This window comes from Roseibium sp. RKSG952, assembly GCF_009711355.1.
The window spans coordinates 1-18,001 of sequence record NZ_SMMF01000885.1; the positions used below are offsets into that span (position 1 = coordinate 1).

General features: G+C 54.2%; 18 protein-coding genes. 10 read left to right on the forward strand and 8 right to left on the reverse strand.

All coding sequences use genetic code 11. The features are described from left to right. The 3 genes from E1297_RS13855 to E1297_RS13865 form a co-directional block, all read left to right on the forward strand. On the forward strand, positions 1-1,608 hold a 1,608-nt coding region (locus E1297_RS13855), incomplete at its 5' end, for a long-chain fatty acid--CoA ligase (protein ID WP_155139086.1). 29 nt (positions 1,609-1,637) lie between these two features. Next, complete coding sequence (locus tag E1297_RS13860) at positions 1,638-2,798, forward strand: ABC transporter substrate-binding protein (protein WP_155139088.1); 1,161 nt, start codon at positions 1,638-1,640, stop codon at positions 2,796-2,798. A 227-nt stretch (positions 2,799-3,025) separates the two neighbouring features. Next, the gene (locus tag E1297_RS13865; protein ID WP_155139090.1) at positions 3,026-4,111 is read left to right on the forward strand and encodes a GDSL-type esterase/lipase family protein; all 1,086 of its coding nucleotides are present in this window, start codon (positions 3,026-3,028) and stop codon (positions 4,109-4,111) included. An 81-nt stretch (positions 4,112-4,192) separates the two neighbouring features. Here E1297_RS13865 and rpsI read toward each other — a convergent pair whose 3' ends face one another. The 3 genes from rpsI to E1297_RS13880 all read right to left on the reverse strand — a co-directional run bounded on the left by rpsI (position 4,193) and on the right by E1297_RS13880 (position 6,711). Further along, positions 4,193-4,678, reverse strand: coding sequence for a 30S ribosomal protein S9 (gene rpsI, locus E1297_RS13870; protein WP_039535473.1), 486 nt, complete (start codon positions 4,676-4,678; stop codon positions 4,193-4,195). 6 nt (positions 4,679-4,684) lie between these two features. After that, a complete protein-coding gene (rplM, locus tag E1297_RS13875) occupies positions 4,685-5,143 on the reverse strand; it encodes a 50S ribosomal protein L13 (RefSeq protein WP_155139092.1) in 459 nt (152 codons plus the stop codon). Positions 5,144-5,307: 164 nt separating this feature from the next. Then, positions 5,308-6,711, reverse strand: a complete 1,404-nt coding sequence (locus tag E1297_RS13880; protein WP_155139094.1) for a PLP-dependent aminotransferase family protein — start codon at positions 6,709-6,711, stop codon at positions 5,308-5,310. A gap of 98 nt (positions 6,712-6,809) precedes the next feature. On the opposite strand from E1297_RS13880, the gene E1297_RS13885 reads away from it, so the two are divergent. Beyond that, positions 6,810-7,037, forward strand: coding sequence for a DUF1127 domain-containing protein (locus tag E1297_RS13885; RefSeq protein WP_155139096.1), 228 nt, complete (start codon positions 6,810-6,812; stop codon positions 7,035-7,037). 59 nt (positions 7,038-7,096) lie between these two features. On the opposite strand, the gene E1297_RS13890 is transcribed toward E1297_RS13885, so the two are convergent. After that, on the reverse strand, positions 7,097-7,540 hold the full coding sequence (locus E1297_RS13890) for a PaaI family thioesterase (protein WP_155139098.1): 444 nt from the start codon (positions 7,538-7,540) through the stop codon (positions 7,097-7,099). Between the two features lie 58 nt (positions 7,541-7,598). Here E1297_RS13890 and E1297_RS13895 point away from each other — a divergent pair, with 58 nt between their 5' ends. From E1297_RS13895 to gluQRS, 4 genes are all read left to right on the forward strand, one after another. Beyond that, a complete protein-coding gene (locus E1297_RS13895; RefSeq protein ID WP_155139100.1) occupies positions 7,599-8,402 on the forward strand; it encodes an enoyl-CoA hydratase in 804 nt (267 codons plus the stop codon). Between the two features lie 234 nt (positions 8,403-8,636). Next, entirely contained in the window at positions 8,637-9,977 is a 1,341-nt protein-coding gene (trmFO, locus tag E1297_RS13900; RefSeq protein ID WP_155139102.1) for a methylenetetrahydrofolate--tRNA-(uracil(54)-C(5))-methyltransferase (FADH(2)-oxidizing) TrmFO, read from the forward strand. A 37-nt stretch (positions 9,978-10,014) separates the two neighbouring features. Continuing rightward, complete coding sequence (locus tag E1297_RS13905; protein WP_155139104.1) at positions 10,015-10,629, forward strand: class I SAM-dependent methyltransferase; 615 nt, start codon at positions 10,015-10,017, stop codon at positions 10,627-10,629. Continuing rightward, on the forward strand, positions 10,626-11,522 hold the full coding sequence (gluQRS, locus tag E1297_RS13910) for a tRNA glutamyl-Q(34) synthetase GluQRS (protein WP_368669558.1): 897 nt from the start codon (positions 10,626-10,628) through the stop codon (positions 11,520-11,522). Before E1297_RS13905 ends, gluQRS begins: the two co-directional genes overlap by 4 nt. 19 nt (positions 11,523-11,541) lie before the next feature. On the opposite strand, the gene hisI is transcribed toward gluQRS, so the two are convergent. Next, a complete protein-coding gene (gene hisI, locus E1297_RS13915; protein ID WP_244327763.1) occupies positions 11,542-11,913 on the reverse strand; it encodes a phosphoribosyl-AMP cyclohydrolase in 372 nt (123 codons plus the stop codon). 66 nt (positions 11,914-11,979) lie between these two features. On the opposite strand from hisI, the gene E1297_RS13920 reads away from it, so the two are divergent. Both E1297_RS13920 and E1297_RS13925 read left to right on the forward strand, forming a co-directional pair. Continuing rightward, a complete protein-coding gene (locus E1297_RS13920) occupies positions 11,980-12,432 on the forward strand; it encodes an iron-sulfur cluster assembly scaffold protein (protein ID WP_155139107.1) in 453 nt (150 codons plus the stop codon). A 58-nt stretch (positions 12,433-12,490) separates the two neighbouring features. Next, positions 12,491-13,129, forward strand: a complete 639-nt coding sequence (locus E1297_RS13925; protein WP_155139109.1) for a MarC family protein — start codon at positions 12,491-12,493, stop codon at positions 13,127-13,129. Positions 13,130-13,313: 184 nt separating this feature from the next. On the opposite strand, the gene E1297_RS50790 is transcribed toward E1297_RS13925, so the two are convergent. The 3 genes from E1297_RS50790 to ligA form a co-directional block, all read right to left on the reverse strand. Then, positions 13,314-13,436, reverse strand: a complete 123-nt coding sequence (locus E1297_RS50790) for a hypothetical protein (RefSeq protein ID WP_256372722.1) — start codon at positions 13,434-13,436, stop codon at positions 13,314-13,316. A 112-nt stretch (positions 13,437-13,548) separates the two neighbouring features. Beyond that, positions 13,549-15,639 carry an ATP-dependent DNA helicase RecG gene (recG, locus tag E1297_RS13930; RefSeq protein ID WP_155139111.1) on the reverse strand — a complete coding sequence of 697 codons (2,091 nt, stop codon included), beginning with the start codon at positions 15,637-15,639 and terminating at the stop codon, positions 13,549-13,551. Further along, entirely contained in the window at positions 15,636-17,888 is a 2,253-nt protein-coding gene (ligA, locus tag E1297_RS13935; RefSeq protein WP_155139113.1) for an NAD-dependent DNA ligase LigA, read from the reverse strand. Before ligA ends, recG begins: the two co-directional genes overlap by 4 nt. Positions 17,889-18,001 lie beyond the last annotated feature (113 nt).

Below are 18,001 nucleotides of genomic sequence, written 5' to 3' on the forward strand. Positions count from 1 at the left end.
GAAGATCGCAAGGAATGGGCCTGGTTTGATATGGGCATTCAATGCGTCGGCGGGATCGCATCGGGTGTCTACACGACTGATTCAGCCAATCAGCTTCAGTATCTGATCAATGACAGCGACAGCCGGTTTCTGATCGTTGAAGACGAAGAGCAACTGGATAAGTTTCTTGAGATTGAAAGCGAGGTCCCTGACCTTATCAAGGTGATCATTCTCGAAGATGAAGGTCTGCATGACCTTGATCATCCCCGCTGCATGATGATCGACGATCTCTATGCTCTTGGCCAGCAGACAGAAGCCGAACAGCCCGGGCTATTTGAAGCTGAAATAGCGCTGGCATCGCCACAGGATACTGCGCTGCTGATCTATACGTCAGGTACGACTGGCAAGCCCAAAGGCGCGATGCTGAGCAATGAAAACATCATGGCCGCAATCGAAGCGGGCGCACATTGCCTGTCTACATTTGCCTCTGATGAGCAGCTTTGCTTCCTGCCGCTGTGTCATATCCTTGAGCGTGATGTCTCAATCTACTTCCCACTCGCTGCCAGATGCACTGTGAATTTTGCGGAAAGCCCCGAAACAGTATTTACCAATCTGCAAGAGGTTTCCCCTTCAACATTCACCGCTGTGCCAAGGGTTTGGGAAAAGATCTATTCACAGGTATTGATCCTGGCGCAAGAAGCCACTCCGGCAGGTCGTGCAGCGTTTGGAATGGCGCTCAGGGCTGGTATGAAACGTGCGGAGTATATTCTGGAAAACAAAACCGTTCCCGCCACCGTTTCAGCCCAATTCTGGCTCTGGGATCGGTTAGTTCTACGCAATCTAAGGCGGATGCTGGGAATGGACAAACTGCGCCGCGGCGGGACTGGCGCAGCTCCGATCTCACCTGAATTGCTGAAATGGTACTGGGCGATTGGTGTGCCATTGATCGAAGGTTTCGGGATGACGGAAACCGCTGGGATCGCAACGATTAACACCACCGAAAACAATAAGATCGGCACAATTGGCCGACCTGTGGTTGGCAACGACCTGCGTATTTCTGATGAGGGTGAAATCCAGGTCAAAGGCCTGAATGTGTTTCAAGGCTATTGGCGCAATAACGCCAAGACTGCGGATACATTTACCGCAGATGGATGGTTGCGAACCGGAGATATGGGGCACGTCGATGACGATGGATTCGTCACGATCACCGGACGGCTAAAAGACATCATCATCACAGCTGGTGGTAAGAACATCACGCCTGCCGAAATCGAAAGCCGACTGAAATTCAGTCACTACATCTCAGATGCAGTCATCATAGGTGATCGTCGTAAGTACCTTACCGCATTGATTATGATCGATCAGGAAAACGTCGAAAAATTTGCTCAGGACCGAAAGGTTCCCTTCTCCAACTTTGCTTCATTGTGTGCCGCGCAGGAGATCAAAAACCTTGTAGAGCAAGAAGTTAAGGCCGTGAACAACGAGTTCGCCCGGGTCGAGCAGATCAAGGACTTCCGTCTGATCGATGTATTGCTCACGGCAGAAGATGACGAGCTAACCGCAACCATGAAACTGAAACGCAGCTTCGTTGAAAAGAAGCACGGACATCTCATCGAGGAGATGTACGACTAGATAAGGGATGACCCAAAGGGAGGAATAACATGAAGAACGTCTTCAAAAGACTGGTGACTGCGACCGCTTTGACCGCAACAGCAGGGCTAGCAATGGCAGAAACCCAAGGCGTCACCGACGATGAAATCGTCATCGGTTCTGTCAATGATCTGAGTGGTATTTTCGCGGCGGTCGGTGTTCCGGCGATCAAGGGCGCGAATGTCGTTTTCGATCGGGTCAATGCTGAAGGCGGCGTACACGGTCGTACGATCCGCTATGTGGTCGAAGACAATGGTTATCAGATGCCGCGCGCGATGCAGGGCTATAACAAGCTTCTGAATCGCGACAAGGTTTTCGCCATGCTTCAATCGCTTGGAACTCCTATGAACGTGGCCGGGTTCAAGCTATTGGATCCCAAAGGTATTCCCAATGTCGCCCCCCTTTCCGCAGCGCGTCAGATGCTGCAGGAACCGATGGATAACAAGTTTACGTCGTTCTCCAGCTACTACGACCAAGCCCGTGTCGGGGTGAAGTATCTCGCTGCCGAATTCGGTGGCCAAAGTGTATGTACAATGTATCTGCCCACCGATTTTGGAAAAGAGATTCTGGAAGGTAGTCATGCAGGTGCAGAAGAGGCCGGAATTACCTTTGCAGCAGAGACAACGCACAAGCCGGACGAGACTGATTTTGTCGGCTCTCTCAGTAAGCTAAAAGAGGAAGGCTGCAATATCGTCACAATAGCCCTTGGCGTTCGTCAGGCGATCACTGTCGTCGGAACCGCCAAGAAGATGGGACTGGAAGACATGAAGTTCCTCGGAACTTCCGCCAGCTTCCTGACAGTTGTGGCGCAAGTTCCAGGGGGTGTCACGGACGGCTTCTATGCTGCCGCCTCGTGGCAGGATCTCTGGGCTCGTGCGGATGAACCCGCCCCGGCAGCGTTCATTGAAGAGTACAAGGCGGCGACCGGAGAAGACCCTGTTGGTTTCTCGATGCTCGGATATGCGGCCGCTGAAATGATGGTCAAAGCCCTAGAGGCTGCTGGACCGGATCTGACGCAAGAGAGTTTTATCGCCGCAATGGAAACATTGGACTATCAGGATGATTTGGTCGGAAACCACATGACATTTGGTCCAGACGACCATCAGGGTGCTGATTCAGTCTATGTAAGCGTCGTGGATAACGGTGCTTGGAAGATGGTTTACGAAGAATGAGCTTTCTGGGTGCCCTGTTTATTCTGCAGGGCGCTCATCCTCCTCCACGGTTTTATTCGGCGGGCAAGCATCCTACGCACTTGACGAGGCGTCGCTCACGCCCCAAGAATCTTTACAGGAGCATTCGGTTCACGCTTTACCCGATGAATTCGGGCAAGTGATACAAAGTGTGTCCGTAGATATGATAAAGTCAAAGTCCTGTTGTTTTTTCCAGGTTGCGAGTTCAAATGGTTAAGTTTTTGAAGAACACCGTTTTGGTGCTGATTTTTTCCGCGGTTCTATTCGCTCTTATTGAGGTGATTGTCCGCCAGTTCTTTCCACAAACGGTCAGAACCACCTATTTGGTAGGTGAAACTCTGGGCATCAAAGACCCCGTTACAGGCCACCTGAACCGGCCGAACACTCATGCCGCAGTTACCGCCCCTGAATTCAGCGTGGAATATATCGTGGACGAACGTGGTTTCAGAAATGCGTCTTTAGACAGTCGACCGAGCTCAGAAGCCACTGCAACCAAAGTACTTTTGGTCGGGGACTCCTTTGTTTTTGGGGCAGCAAATCACTTCGACGACATATGGCCAGAGCTGCTTGCAAACCGTTTCAAACAGGAAGGCTTGGACGTCGAGGTGATCAATGCTGGCGTGCCGGGATTCGATACATCTCAACAGGTCCTGTATCTGGAGCGCCTGTTTGAGACCTATCAACCAGATATCGTCCTACTCACATTCCTGCCAAATGACTTGTTTGCTAATCGACCTATTCAGAATGTCGATGGTCAGGATCAGGCGCGTGGTGATGCCCGTGCTGTCGTCCAGACCGGCGGTAGTAAGAAGTCTTCTTTCCAATCCGTCACTTTGTTGAAGCGGATGATGATGGGGACCGACGCCGCCTATCGACGTCTCTATCTTATGACTCCGAGAAAGGCATTCTTTGAGAATCCACCTTCGGAGAAAATGGAGACAAAAGCGGACACAACCAAAGATATACTCATGAGAGCGAAACAATTCACCTCGCAACACGGTGCTGATTTTGTTGTGCTGTCTGTGCCGCAATTGTTTCAGGTCTTGCAGAAGGCAAGTGGTGAAGTTGTTCCAGATGTAAATCCAGATCTGCCCGATCAGATGTTCGAAGAATTTTCATCGGAGAATGAGATCGATTGGATTGCTACCCTACCTGTGCTTGCGCAAAACTATGCGGAGAACAAGGCCGAGCTCTATTACAGATTTGATGGGCATCTGAATGCAGAAGGCAATCGCGTCGTCGCCGATATAGCCTATGATGCGCTGGAGCCATTGGTTTCGAACTACTCGAACTAGAGGCGAGCGCTTTCCGAAACATTCAAAAAAAAGCGGCCGCGCCATCGCGCGACCGCCAATGTAAATTTGCTTCGGAGCGAATTAACGCTTCGAGAACTGGAACGAACGACGCGCTTTGCGCTTACCGTATTTCTTACGTTCCACAACGCGGCTGTCGCGGGTCAGGAAGCCAGCAGCTTTCAGAGCACCACGCAGCGACGGATCGTACAGCTGCAGTGCTTTCGAGATGCCGTGCTTGACCGCACCGGCCTGACCGGTCAGGCCACCGCCTTTGACGGTTGCAACAACGTCGAATTCGCCTTCAACACCAGCAACCTGGAACGGCTGGCGCAGGATCAGCTGCAGAACGGGACGAGCGAAGTACTTGTCCTGGTCTTTGCCGTTCACGGTGACCTTGCCGGAACCCGGCTTGATCCAAACGCGGGCAACAGCGTCTTTACGCTTGCCGGTGGCGTACGAACGACCCAGCTCGTCACGTACGGGTTCACGCACGATGACTTCTTCGGCCACGGTTTCAACGCCTGCGACGGCGCTCAGCTCTTCGAGAGTATTGATCTGATCAGCCATCGGTCATTAGCTCCGGGTGTTTTTCTTGTTCATGGACTTAACGTCCAGAACTTCGGGGGCCTGGGCTTCGTGCGGGTGTTCGGCACCGGCGTAAACGCGCAGGTTGGTCATTTGCTGACGCGACAGGCGGTTGCCCGGCAGCATACGCTTGACCGCCTGGGTCACAACGCGCTCGGGGTGTGCACCCTCGAGGATCTGCTGCTTGGTGCGCGACTTGATGCCGCCCGGGTGGCCAGTGTGCCAGTAGAAGTTCTCTTCGCGCTTCTTGCCGGTCATCTGGATTTTGCCAGCGTTGATCACGATGACGTTGTCGCCCATGTCCATGTTCGGGGTGAACGACGCTTTGTGCTTGCCACGCAGGCGCATGGCGACGATCGACGCAAGACGGCCCAGAACAACGCCCTCGGCGTCGATCAGGATCCATTTCTTGTCGATGTCTGCAGGTGTTGCAGAAAAGGTTTTCATGGCAGGATAGTCCTGTTTGATGTGAAAGACCGGCCTGAATGCAGACCGGTCCGAATTCGATGGAGCGTATTTAGAGTGTGCCGCTGCGCACGTCAAGCGCATCAATATTGATATTATTCAGCACAAACAACCACTTACAAATTAGGTATTATTTTACCCCACATTCAAACGCTGATTTGCTCAGGTGGATTATCCAACAGGGCACGCAAACGAAGCATTGCATCTTCAAACTGATCCAGAGTGACGTGACCATTCATTGCAATGCGCACGGCATTTGGGGCACGACCGTCACGCAAAGCAAACTCATCCGCTGATCTAAGTTGAATGCCCTCTCTCTCTGCTGCCCGGCTAAATGCTGCTGACCTCCAGCCGGATGGTAAGTTGAGCCAGACGAAGGGTATTTCGGAATCCCAGTTCAGATCAAACCCGCCCAAAGCATTAACTGTGACTCGTACATACTCGCCCATTTTTGTACGGACATCCTGAGCTAGCTGCCTAGCCCGAGGATCACTGAGTAACAGCCGGGTCAATTCAGCTAATGGCTGTGCCAGTCCGAAATAGCCATATTCCGCTGAGCGACGCAGGTCGCCGCTTCGCTCCTTTGGCGCAATCGCGAACCCAACACGTAAAGCAGGCGTGAGTGTTTTCGAGATCGACGAGACATGCCAACCCCTTTCCGGAGCAAGCGCCCGATAACTTGGAGCCCGCGCATCACCCATACGATAACAGTCGTCTTCAATGATCTGTACGTCATGGCGCCGCGCAACTTCGATCACTTCTTTCCGACGTTCCAGCGGAGTGTGACCGCCAGTGGGATTCTGCACTTCAGGTGAGACACAGATTGCTTGAGCGGGGGTCTGGCGAAGCACATGATCCAGCGCCTCGGCACTGATGCCCCACTTGTCCATTCTGACGCCGACGACCTCTGCCCTCATTAACTCCCCTGCCCGCCGAAATCCTGCGTAAGACAGGTCTTCGACCAGTACGATGGGTTTCGGCCCCTTCAAGACTGTTTGGAAAACGACGCAGATACCGCTTTGTCCCCCATGTGTCAGAACAATGTCATCAGCGGTCACCACCCCCAAAGGCAAATCAGACAGCCAGTCAGCTACGACCTGCCGAACGGGCTGATAGGCATCTCGCGTTGGGTAGTTCATGAACATGCGCGGATCGCCCTTCGCAACTTTAGCCATGCACTCTCGGATCAGTGACACCTGCCCTGCATCAGGCAATCGAGGGCTGAACAAGCTTACATTCGCATCATACTTGTCATCGCGCAGATGCAATTGGCGCGACCACACATCATCCAGGATCGGGGATTTTGGTGGCGCCACAAATGTACCACGCCCGACCTCGGCTTGTAGCAAACCCTCGTCTGTCAGAATCGTATAAGCCCGCGCGACTGTCCCGGGGGTAATCTTCAGTCGATACGCAAGTTCCCGTACCGGAGGTAGCTTAACCCCCACCTCCAGTGTTTTGTTTTCGATAGCTTTTCGTATCGTATCTGCAACCAAAGTGTACTTTGGACCCTTTGCTTTGGGTAACGCCTCGGGCCAAATTGTATCCATTACAATTCTTCCTTTGATTTTGACACAATTTCGAATGTATCAAGCATATGTACCGAGCATTTATACTTTGTGTCAATACAATTTGAAAGGACTATGACATGACACGCGCAATGCATAACCCTGCCCTCATGCTGCTGATCGACAGTCCCCGACTGCCGATTATCGCCGCACTGGCCGTGCGGTTTGCGGCGACTGTCACACAATGGGAGCGCCGGCGCCGCAGCCGCGTAAACCTTGGCCAATTGGACGACAGGCTGCTGCGTGACGTCGGACTGACACGTTATCAGGCCGATCGCGAGAAGCGCCGTTACTTTTGGCTAGCTTGATTAATCCCCAGTCCCATTTCGGGACCTCTTCCTGGGCCGGGGCTTGTCCCCGGCCATTTTTATCCGAACGCTGCTGCTGCTGATCCTGCAGGTGGAAGTGAGTAAGTCATGGTCGCCCTTGCGACTGGCTTGTCTGACCCATCCGAATACATCAGCACGTCTCCCACAGCCAGAGTTCGGCCGAGCTTCAGCAATCTGCATTTGGCGATCATATCAACGCCCCCATCTGGTTTTCTCAGGAAATCCAAAGAGCTATTGGTCGTTACGGCCAGCGACTGACGACCCATTCGGGCAAGTACCATGGCATAGACGCTTACATCAGCCAACGAGAATGTCGAAGGGCCTGATACGGTGCCACCGGGACGCAAATGGCGCTCTTGCACCACTAGCCGAATTGTAATTGTGTCGTCGGTTAACTCTTCGACGACAAAGTCTTCGCGCACTTGCGGAAAAACCTGCGCAAGATAATCCGACAATTCCTGTTTGTTCATCGCCAACGACATGCTTTCCCTCATCGATTTGCCGACCTAGAGTTGGCCCGACAGCCAGCGGGAGGGCAAGATGGCAATTCTGGAACGTAACGACACAGGCGCGGTCGCTCAGCTAAAAATGAACACTCCGGAGCGCCTGAATGCCCTGAGTGACGAGATGCTTGCAGCACTTCAAAGCGAATTCGACACATTGCGGGACGACCCATCGATCCGAGCAGTAATCCTTGCGGGTGAGGGCAAGGCCTTTTGTGCCGGTCATGATCTCAAGCAAATGACTGCGGGACGTCAAAGTGAAGACGGTGGGCTTGCCTACTTTCAGGACCTTTTCAGCCGCTGCGCAAAAATGATGATGTCCATACAGTCCCTGCCCCAGCCTGTGATTGCTCAGGTTCATGGCATCGCCACAGCCGCTGGATGCCAATTGGTTGCGACCTGTGATCTGGCGGTGGCTGCCGAAGGTACGCGATTTGGCGTAAATGGCGTAAACATCGGATTGTTTTGCTCAACGCCAATGGTCGCGCTAAGCCGCAACATTCCACGTAAACAAGCATTTGAGATGCTGACGACAGGCGATTTTATCTCAGCCGAGCGTGCAGCCGAATTGGGTCTGATCAATCGCGTCGTGCCCGAAATGCTGCTGGAACATGAAACGGTCTCGTTGGCAGAACAGCTAGCGACAAAATTGGGGTCGGCCGTCAAGGTCGGAAAACAAGCGTTTTATCAGCAACTTCAGATGCCAATAGACCAGGCTTATGCCTATACCGGAGACGTAATGGCCGAGAATATGCTGCATCGGGATACCGAAGAAGGAATTTCTGCATTTATTGAGAAACGATCACCAAATTGGTCTCAATTGCGAAAAGATGATACATAATTTTATCAAGTGTTCGCATTTTTGCACTTTTCAAAAGGGCGACACTGTGGCAATGCTGAGACAGGGCTGAGGCTCTGAAACACTTTTGGGTCGCCGTGGGCGGAAGGTCCCTCCAGGCTGGTCTCTCTCACCGGCACAGACATCCCCGCAGCGGCGACCCCAAGATTTCATGACAAATATGGTTCTTGCACTGCGTCATTGCGCATGTCTGCACTCTGCCCTATGTGGCAGCTTATGACACAGAAATTGCATATCGTGGGCGGCGGCATGGCCGGGTCCGAGGCTGCTTGGCAAGCCGCAGAAATGGGCGTGGATGTCGTCATCCATGAAATGCGGCCTAAGGTTGAGACATTCGCACACCAAACGGGAAACCTGGCCGAGATGGTGTGCTCGAACTCCTTCCGTTCAGATGATGACGAGCAAAACGCCGTCGGGCTGCTGCACTGGGAGATGCGTGCAGCCAATGGTCTGATCATGACTACCGCAGATGCGCATCGTCTGCCTGCTGGCGGCGCATTGGCGGTTGACCGTGATCCATTTGCTGAGACAGTGACAGCCAAGCTGCATGATCACCCCCGGGTCAGTGTCACAAATGAGGAAGTCGATGCGCTTCCCGGTGAAGGTCATTGGATTTTTGCCACCGGTCCGCTGACCTCCCCCTCTTTGGGCGAAGCCATCCGAACCGAAACCGGCGCTGAGTCACTGGCATTCTTCGATGCAATTGCACCCATTGTGTATGCCGAGAGCATCGACATGAGCCAGGCGTGGATGCAATCGCGGTACGACAAGGGCGAAACCGAAGAAGAGCGAACGGCTTATCTGAATTGCCCCATGGACCGCGATCAGTACGAAGCGTTCATTGATGCCTTGCTTGCAGCAGACAAAACCGAGTTTCATGAAGGCGAAACTGCTGGTTACTTTGATGGCTGCCTGCCAATCGAAGTCATGGCAGAGCGAGGCAGAGAAACCCTGCGCCACGGCCCGATGAAGCCTGTAGGTCTGACCAATCCGCATCAGCCCGATGTCAAACCGTATGCGGTTGTTCAATTGCGGCGCGACAATGCCCTGGGCACCTTGTTCAATATCGTCGGCTTCCAGACCAAGATGAAATACGGGGCGCAGACCGAAGTGTTCCGCATGATTCCGGGGCTGGAAAACGCAAGCTTTGCCCGGTTAGGTGGCATCCACCGCAATACGTTCATCAACTCGCCGACCTTGCTGGACTCAGAAATGCGTCTGAGATCCAAGCCAAACATTCGCTTTGCCGGTCAGATTACTGGTGTTGAGGGATATGTGGAAAGTGCTGCGATGGGGCTTTTGGCTGGCCGGATGGCTGCAGCGGAGATACTGGGGCGCACCCTGCCTTCGGTTCCGCAGGACAGCGCAATGGGCGCTTTGATCCATCACATAACCGGTGGGGCCGAAGCGAAGACCTTTCAGCCTATGAACGTGAACTTCGGACTGTTCCAACCTGTTGATGGCCTGAAAGGTGGGCGTCGCGGCCGTAAGGATCGCTATAAAGCATACACAGATCGCGCCAAAGCCGCATGGACCGACTGGCTGGCGCATTGCTGACTGGACGAGGCCAGCGGCGAGCGCCTAACATAGCTGTATGAGCGAGAAGTTTCTGAAAGACACCTATAACCTGAACACGCCTCAGGAAACCTGCGAACACTATCAGAAATGGGCAGGTTCCTACGACGACGAGGTTGGCGAGCATGGCTATGCCACGCCGGGCCGCGTCGCCGAAGCATTATGGTTAAAAATGCCTGAGGCGCAGACGCCAATCCTAGATTATGGCTGTGGAACTGGGCTTTCGGGTGTTGCGCTGAACGCCGCAGGTTTCCAGATCATCGACGGTGTGGATCCTACCTCGCAAATGCTTAAGGGTGCCGCGGCCAAGGGTGTCTATCGAAACCTTTCTACTTTTGAGATCACGGATCCTGACCCGCTACAGCAAGACGCATATAAGGCGATAACCGCAATCGGAGTGATTGGGGTCGGAGCCGCACCGCCAGAGACATTCGATCTATTGATGAATGCACTGCCCAAAGGCGGCCTTTTGGCGTTTTCTTTCAACGATCATGCCCTTGCTGATCGCGCATACTCTGGTCGCCTGAACGACTGGCTGGATATGGGGTCCGCCCGGCTGCTGTTTCGGGAATATGGCCCCCACCTACCCGGGCTTGACCTTAAGTCTGACGTATATGTTGTTGAGAAGACGTGACCTTTATCACTCGTTTTGCGCCATCACCAACCGGGCCGCTGCATCTGGGACATGCCTATTCGGCGATAGTAGCCCACGATATCGCAACCGCTCAGGGTGGCGAGTTTTTGCTGCGGATAGAAGATATCGACCAGTCTCGCTCGCGCACGCACTGGGAAGAACAGATTTATGATGACCTCAATTGGTTAGGTCTCATTTGGCCTGAACCGGTTATGCGTCAGTCAGAGCGATTGGATGTATATGAAAGGGCCCTGGATCGGCTTTGGGAACAAGGTCTGCTCTACCCCTGTACATGTAATCGGAAAGACATTGCAGCCGCCGCAAGCGCACCACAAGAAGGTTCCCCGCTTCATGGTCCTGACGGGATCATCTATCCGGGAACTTGCCGACAAAACTGGGCGACCACTGATCTGCCCGAACGGCCAAAAGAGGTTCCCTTAAGGCTCAACATGGCCGAGGCAACGCGTCAGGCAGCGAACTTGTTCCGATCCCGCGCGACGTTCATCGAACTTGGCCTAGGCCCGAATGGCGAAACCGGATTGATCGAATTCACTCCCGACGAGTTGGAAAAAACCATCGGCGATGTGGTTCTTTCGCGGCGCGGGATGGGAACGTCCTACCATCTTTCTGTCGTTTTGGATGATGCTGAGCAAGGTATCACGCGGGTTATTCGCGGGCAGGATCTGTTCGAGGCGACCCGGATTCATGTGTTGTTACAAACCCTTCTGGGTCTGCCTACACCAGAATACTATCATCATAACCTGATCCGTGATGATGCAGGCAAACGACTTGCGAAACGCGACGATGCGCGTGCCATTTCGAAGTATCGTCAGGAAGGCGCGACACCGCAAGACATCCGACGTATGGTCGGATTAGACGCCGCCCTAGTGTAATTAGGGCGACGTCTTCCGGTCATTCCATCGGTGACATCAGCTCAACTTCTTCACCATCTCGTATTGCAGTATAAAAGCAGCTGCGCCGATTGGTGTGACAAGCCGGGCCTGTCTGGTTGACTACGACCAGCAGGCAATCCCGGTCACAATCAACGCGAAAATCCACCAGTTCCTGAACATGGCCTGAGCTTTCGCCCTTGATCCAGAATGCCTGTCGAGACCTCGACCAATACGTGACCCGTCCCGTTTCCAACGTCTGGGCGATGGATTCGGCATTCATCCATGCCATCATCAGCACCTCGCCCGTATGTTCATCCTGAGCAATCGCAGGGACCAAACCGGCCTCGTTGAATTTCAGAGTCGATGGGTCAAACAAGACGGTGTGTGACATGGTAAAAACCTTTTGCATCCCGGATCATGGCCACTATGTATGGGGAACAGCAAACGAGGGAAAGCCATGTCGGGCGAAACCGATCTGATCAAGCTCTATTCCGGTCGCATTCTGGCCCTTGCTGCGGACATTCCGCATCTCGACCGGCTTGAAAACCCCGATGCCAGCGTCAAGAAGCGCTCGCCTCTTTGCGGGTCGACCGTAACCGTTGATGTCAAACTGCATGGCGGTCGAATCTCTGAGTTTGGCCAGGATGTCAAAGCCTGCGCTCTGGGACAGGCTTCAGCTGCGGTTGTCGGTGCGGCCATTCTCGGCGCAACCCGCGCTCAGGTCGAAGCTGCAAGGGATCAGCTCTCTGATATGCTTAAGAAGGACGGCCCAGCACCGGATGCGCCGTTCGACGGTCTCGAAGTGCTAATGCCAGCTCGTGATTATAAAAACCGCCATGCGTCAATCCTGTTGGCTCTGGACGCTACGGCAGAAGCTATGGCTCAGGCCGAGCAAGCTAATTGCGCGTAAACATGGTATTTACGGTTAAACGCGTCTAGTCTCACGACAATTTTAGGGGAGAGATGCGTTGAACAATTTACTGGAACACTTTGTAACGCTTTGGGTAGTTATCGATCCCATCGGTACAATCCCTGTCTTCATCGCAGTAACTGCAGGTCTTGGAGCGGCTGCGCGCCGTCGCACAGCACTGATGGCCGCGCTGATCAGCGCAGGTATCCTGCTCTTCTTCCTTGTTTTTGGACAGCTTCTGATCGAAGCGCTGGATATCGGGTTGAACTCATTCCAGGTCGCAGGCGGTATCATCCTGTTCCTGTTCGCCCTGACAATGATTTTCGGTGAAAGCAAACAGGACATCGAGCAGCGACAAGCCGAAGAAGATAAAGAAGACACGATACATCAGCACAATCCGGCCATCTTTCCGCTGGCGGTTCCATCTCTGGCCTCACCCGGTGCTATGCTGGCGATCGTCATTCTGACCGACAATCATCGCTACAGCGCTGCGGATCAGGGGATCACCGCTCTGGTAATGTTGTCGGTTCTTGCCATTGCCTTTGTGCTCATGCTGCTTGCAGAACCCATCATTCGCCTGATTGGCCATTCCGGTGCGGCCATCATCAGCCGCGTCATGGGCATGATCCTTGCTTCGGTCGCGGTGAACTCGGTTCTCTCTGCAATGCTCGAAATATTGAAGACCGGTCAGCTATAAAAAAACCGCCGCACCTTCCGGGCGGAAAGGGCGGCGGCAAGACATGCGTTTCTCGTGTGGGGTCCGGATAGCCACGCGGGGCCGAGGCTGGCCCCTTCAAGGGAATTGGGACAGGCAGGTCACCCTTGATCGCTATGGGGATGACAGCGCGGTTTGATCGGCACGAGATCGCAGGCAGAAAGGCTCAGAACCCTACCGGCAGGTGAAGGGCAACGACCAGCATAACCACCAATGACATCACACCCGCAGCATCTTGCAGAATGGTAGCCTGCGAACGGCTGAAAGCGGTCTTGATCTGGGTCAGCATGGTCTCACCTCCGGTCAGAGCTTTAATCCTTTGTTGACCTTTTGTTCTCATATTTTCGCGAGTCGGTAAAGAACTTTTTGAGAACATTTGTGAACTTACCGGAACATGCTGCTTAACCCACTGAAATCAAACGAATTGCCTGATCCTGTTTCATGAGCCACAAAAGAACGCGTGCCGCCTGCCCGCGCTCTGAGGTTAGTTTTGGGTCTGCATTCAGCAATGCGCGCGCATCCGATTGCGCCACCGCCATCAGACCCGCCTGCCGCTCAAGATCAGCTATCCGAAATTTCGGCAGTCCGGATTGTGCGGTTCCAATGAGGTCTCCCGCGCCTCGCATCTGCAAATCTGTCTCAGCTATCCGGAAACCATCTTCGGTTTCGCGCAGCACTTCCAACCTCTTGCGCCCACCTTCGCTGAGCGGTGGCTGATACATCAGCAAACAGGTTGAAGCATCTTCGCCCCGCCCTACGCGACCACGCAACTGGTGCAATTGTGCCAGCCCAAAGATCTCGGCGCGTTCGATCACCATGATCGTGGCGTTGGGAACATTTACCCCGACTTCGATCACGGTCGTCGCAACAAGAACCTTTGTTTGGCCCGACTGGAACGCGGCCATGGCCGAGTCCTTATCCATTGGTGGCATCTGACCGTGGACCAGGCCTACCGTTTCGTCGCCCAGCAAAGCACGCAGTCGTTTGAATCGCTCCTCCGCAGCTGTCAGATCGGAAACCTCGGACTCATCGACCAGTGGGCAGACCCAATAGCATTGCTTGCCCTCATCGATTGCGCGACGCAGGTGCGACACGACTTCATCCATGCGCTTCGTGCTTACAATGGCCGTTTTGATCGGCTTTCGCCCGGGCGGTTTTTCGTCCAACACAGAAACGTCCATGTCTCCGTATTGCGCAAGGGCGAGACTACGAGGGATCGGTGTCGCAGTCATAACCAGCACATCTGCACCCTGCCCTTTCTCTGACAGTTCCATCCGTTGGCGTACGCCGAACCGGTGCTGTTCATCCACGATCGCAAGGCGCAGGTCGCGAAACTCAACGTCGCTTTGGAATACCGCATGCGTGCCGACAAGGATTTGAATGTCGCCCTTTTTCAAAGCCGCCAGTTTAGCCCGCCGCTCGGCACCTTTGTCGCGTCCCGTCAGAATTTCCAGAACCACTCCGGCTTCTTCAGCCAAAGGCCGCAGCCCTTCAAGGTGTTGGCGCGCCAAGATTTCTGTTGGGGCCATCATGACACCCTGTGCACCCGCCTCGACGGCGATCAACAACGACATGAAAGCAACCAGCGTCTTCCCTGCGCCCACATCCCCCTGCAGCAACCGGTTCATCCGTGCATCTGATCCCATATCAGCAGCAATCTCATCGATTGCGCGGGACTGCGCATTGGTCGGTCGATACGGAAGACTGGCCAGTACCTTGGTCTGAAGCTTGCCTGTGCCCTTGCTAACAATCCCGCGCGCCTTTTTTTCACGTTGTCGAGCCAGCGCCAAAGTCAGTTGGTGTGCAAGTAGCTCGTCATATGCCAGGCGTTCTCTTGCTGGCGCGAATGAGGCGACGTCATCCGCCCCTTGTGGATGGTGTGCCGCCTCGATCGCCATGCTCCAGGACGGCCACTTCTTTTGTTTGACCTGCGCGGGGTCGATCCATTCAGCAAGATCCGGTGCCTTTGATAGTGCGCTTTGGGCCGCCTTGTACGCAGTCTTTTGCGTGACGCCTTGCGTGAGATGGTAGACGGGTTCGAACTCGGGAATATCATTCGCTTCCTGGGGGGCGGCGATGTGGTCAGGGTGGACCATCTGGGCCATCCCATCAAACAGTTCCAACTTTCCGGACACAACACGGCGCGAGCCTTCAGGCAGGACTTTCTTCAAATAGTCCCCTCGCGCATGGAAAAAGACCAACTGGAAATCAGCTTGAGAATCCTCGACATGAATACGATAGGCGCCACCTTTGTTGCGGGGTGGCCTGTGCGCTCCGACAGTGACTTCAACCGTAAGGGTTGTTGGAAGATCAGCGCCCTGAATAGTGTCGCGTCGCCTTCGATCTATGACAGCATATGGCAGACCAAACAACACATCACGAGGTGACTCGACTCCAATCTGAGTCAGCAATTGCGCTGTTTTAGGACCCACCCCATCTAGGGTTTCAAGCTTTGCAAACAGCGGGAAAAGTAGTTCGGGGCGACCGCTCATGCATCCCCGATCAGCTGCAGCCAGCCGTCTTCATCCAGTGTCTCGATCCCAAGATCCGCCGCTTTCTTGGCCTTAGACCCGGCTCCGGGCCCCGCAACCAGCAGGTCAGTTTTAGCACTTACCGAACCGGAAACCTTTGCCCCAAGCGCCTCGGCTCTGGCTTTCGCTTCTGCTCTCGTCATCTTTTCCAAAGTTCCGGTAAAGACGACGGTTTTGCCTGCCACAGGGCTATCCGAACTTGGGGCATCTGGTGGTGTGATCTCCAGATGTGCACGCAAATCGTCGAAAGCCTTGCGCTCATCTTTGTTCGCAAATGCATCTGACAGAGACAGACCAAGCGTCGCCCCAATTCCATCAATACTGATCAAATCAGACCACGCCGTTGCAGCTTCGGTGGGTACATCATGCGAGGCAATGGCGGCATCACGGACATCTTTGAGCCTTGCCCGTCGCCCTTCAGCCTGCGCTGCAATACGTTCGACCTCTTCCGCTTCATCCGCTGCGCGTTGCGCCAGCGCAGCAGGGCGCGCCAAATCTACGGCTCGCGCCATTGCATCCCAGTCACGGTAGTAAAGCGCCAGATCCCTCGCGCCAACCTCACCCACATGACGAATGCCAAGTGCAAAGAGCAGGCGAACCAAAGGGATGGTCCGCTTTTCCTGTATTGCCGCGAACAAATTGTTGGCAGATGTATCGCCCCACCCGTCCCGGTTTTTCAGGCGGGAAACACTTCCGGCGTCTCGGTCTTGTAAGGTAAAAATATCTGCCGGAGTTTTAATCGGCAAAACCGGATCATCGTAGAACATCTCGATCTGTTTTGCCCCAAGGCCCTCAATGTCAAAGGCTCTGCGCGAAACAAAGTGTTTGAGCTTCTCAACAGCCTGCGCCGGGCAGATCAAACCACCGGTGCAGCGCCGCACAGCATCACCATCCTCACGGATCGCATCGCTACCGCATTCCGGACATTTGGTGGGAAACTCGTAAGGCGCTGCATCCTCCGGGCGCTTCGACAAATCCACGTCTGCAAGCTTTGGGATCACATCCCCTGCCCGATAAACCTGAACCCAATCCCCGATACGAAAATCCTTACCACCACGAATTTCACCACCTTTGGCATCCCGACCGGCAATGTAGTCTTCGTTATGCAGCGTCGCATTCGATACGACGACACCCCCAACCGTCACCGGATGCAGACGTGCCACGGGGCTCAGCGCGCCTGTGCGCCCGACCTGGATGTCGATTGCCTCTAATCGTGTCCATGCCAGCTCAGCAGGAAACTTATGGGCAATTGCCCATCTCGGCGTCGTCGACCGAAACCCAAGCCGCGCCTGCAACGCCAGATCATCCACTTTGTAGACCACGCCATCGATGTCATATCCCAGTATTGAACGCTGGGCTTCGATATCGCGGTAATGGTCCAACATCTGCGATGTTGTTTCGCAAAGGCGTGTCAACTCATTGGTTTGGAACCCAAAAGATTTCAGACGCTGGATTGCACCCATCTGGGTTTCTGCCAGCGGCTCCGACAACTCTCCCCAGGCATAAGCAAAGAATCTGAGAGGTCGCGCCCGAGTAATTTCTGAATCCAGTTGTCGCAATGATCCAGCAGCCGCATTCCTCGGATTGGCAAAGGTTTTGCCTCCGGCCTCGAGCTGTCGTTCATTCAGCTTGTCGAAATCCTCGTGCGACATGTAAACTTCGCCGCGAACCTCCAAAATGTCGGGAGCATTTTTGATCCGTCTGGGAATGTCAGCGACGGTCAGCGCATTCGCTGTTACGTTCTCGCCCACCTCGCCGTCACCGCGAGTTGCAGCCCGAACCAATTCGCCATTTTCGTAACGTAGTGAGAGCGAAAGGCCATCGATCTTCGGCTCGGCGGTAAAGGCCAGTGGTGCCTCATTTGAAAGGCCCAGATACTTGCGGATCGACCGGTCAAAATCGGCCACATCCTCATCATCGAACGCATTGCCCAGCGACATCATCCGAACGGCATGAGAGACTTTCGCAAACCCATCGGCCGGGCGTGCACCTACATGTTCGGACGGGCTGTCATCACGCTTGAGCTTGGGGAATCGCGCCTCAATCTCAATATTTCGTCGCTTCAGGGAATCGTATTCGGCATCCGAAATCTCTGGTGCGTCTTTGGTGTGATAAAGATCGTTTGCCCGCAGCAACAATGTGGCAAGGCGCGCCAGTTCTTCCCGCGCCTGATCCTCAGTCAGCTCTTGTACCGAAATTGTGTTGCTCATGCCCACGTCCTGTCACGAATTCTTGGAACCAGTGATAAGACGGGGGCATGGTCAGGTCCAGTGGCGTACTGCGCCGTGAGTGTGGGAACTGCCATCCCGAACCATTAATGGCA

What these genes read in the sequence shown, in the direction of transcription:
- E1297_RS13860 (WP_155139088.1), top strand. Translation starts at nt 1,638, where the DNA reads ATGAAGAACGTCTTCAAAAGACTGGTGACTGCGACCGCTTTGACCGCA.
- E1297_RS13865 (WP_155139090.1), top strand. Translation starts at nt 3,026, where the DNA reads ATGGTTAAGTTTTTGAAGAACACCGTTTTGGTGCTGATTTTTTCCGCG.
- rpsI (WP_039535473.1), bottom strand. Translation starts at nt 4,678, where the DNA reads ATGGCTGATCAGATCAATACTCTCGAAGAGCTGAGCGCCGTCGCAGGC.
- rplM (WP_155139092.1), bottom strand. Translation starts at nt 5,143, where the DNA reads ATGAAAACCTTTTCTGCAACACCTGCAGACATCGACAAGAAATGGATC.
- E1297_RS13880 (WP_155139094.1), bottom strand. Translation starts at nt 6,711, where the DNA reads ATGGATACAATTTGGCCCGAGGCGTTACCCAAAGCAAAGGGTCCAAAG.
- E1297_RS13885 (WP_155139096.1), top strand. Translation starts at nt 6,810, where the DNA reads ATGACACGCGCAATGCATAACCCTGCCCTCATGCTGCTGATCGACAGT.
- E1297_RS13890 (WP_155139098.1), bottom strand. Translation starts at nt 7,540, where the DNA reads ATGTCGTTGGCGATGAACAAACAGGAATTGTCGGATTATCTTGCGCAG.
- E1297_RS13895 (WP_155139100.1), top strand. Translation starts at nt 7,599, where the DNA reads ATGGCAATTCTGGAACGTAACGACACAGGCGCGGTCGCTCAGCTAAAA.
- trmFO (WP_155139102.1), top strand. Translation starts at nt 8,637, where the DNA reads ATGACACAGAAATTGCATATCGTGGGCGGCGGCATGGCCGGGTCCGAG.
- E1297_RS13905 (WP_155139104.1), top strand. Translation starts at nt 10,015, where the DNA reads ATGAGCGAGAAGTTTCTGAAAGACACCTATAACCTGAACACGCCTCAG.
- hisI (WP_244327763.1), bottom strand. Translation starts at nt 11,913, where the DNA reads ATGTCACACACCGTCTTGTTTGACCCATCGACTCTGAAATTCAACGAG.
- E1297_RS13920 (WP_155139107.1), top strand. Translation starts at nt 11,980, where the DNA reads ATGTCGGGCGAAACCGATCTGATCAAGCTCTATTCCGGTCGCATTCTG.
- E1297_RS50790 (WP_256372722.1), bottom strand. Translation starts at nt 13,436, where the DNA reads ATGCTGACCCAGATCAAGACCGCTTTCAGCCGTTCGCAGGCTACCATT.
- recG (WP_155139111.1), bottom strand. Translation starts at nt 15,639, where the DNA reads ATGAGCGGTCGCCCCGAACTACTTTTCCCGCTGTTTGCAAAGCTTGAA.
- ligA (WP_155139113.1), bottom strand. Translation starts at nt 17,888, where the DNA reads ATGAGCAACACAATTTCGGTACAAGAGCTGACTGAGGATCAGGCGCGG.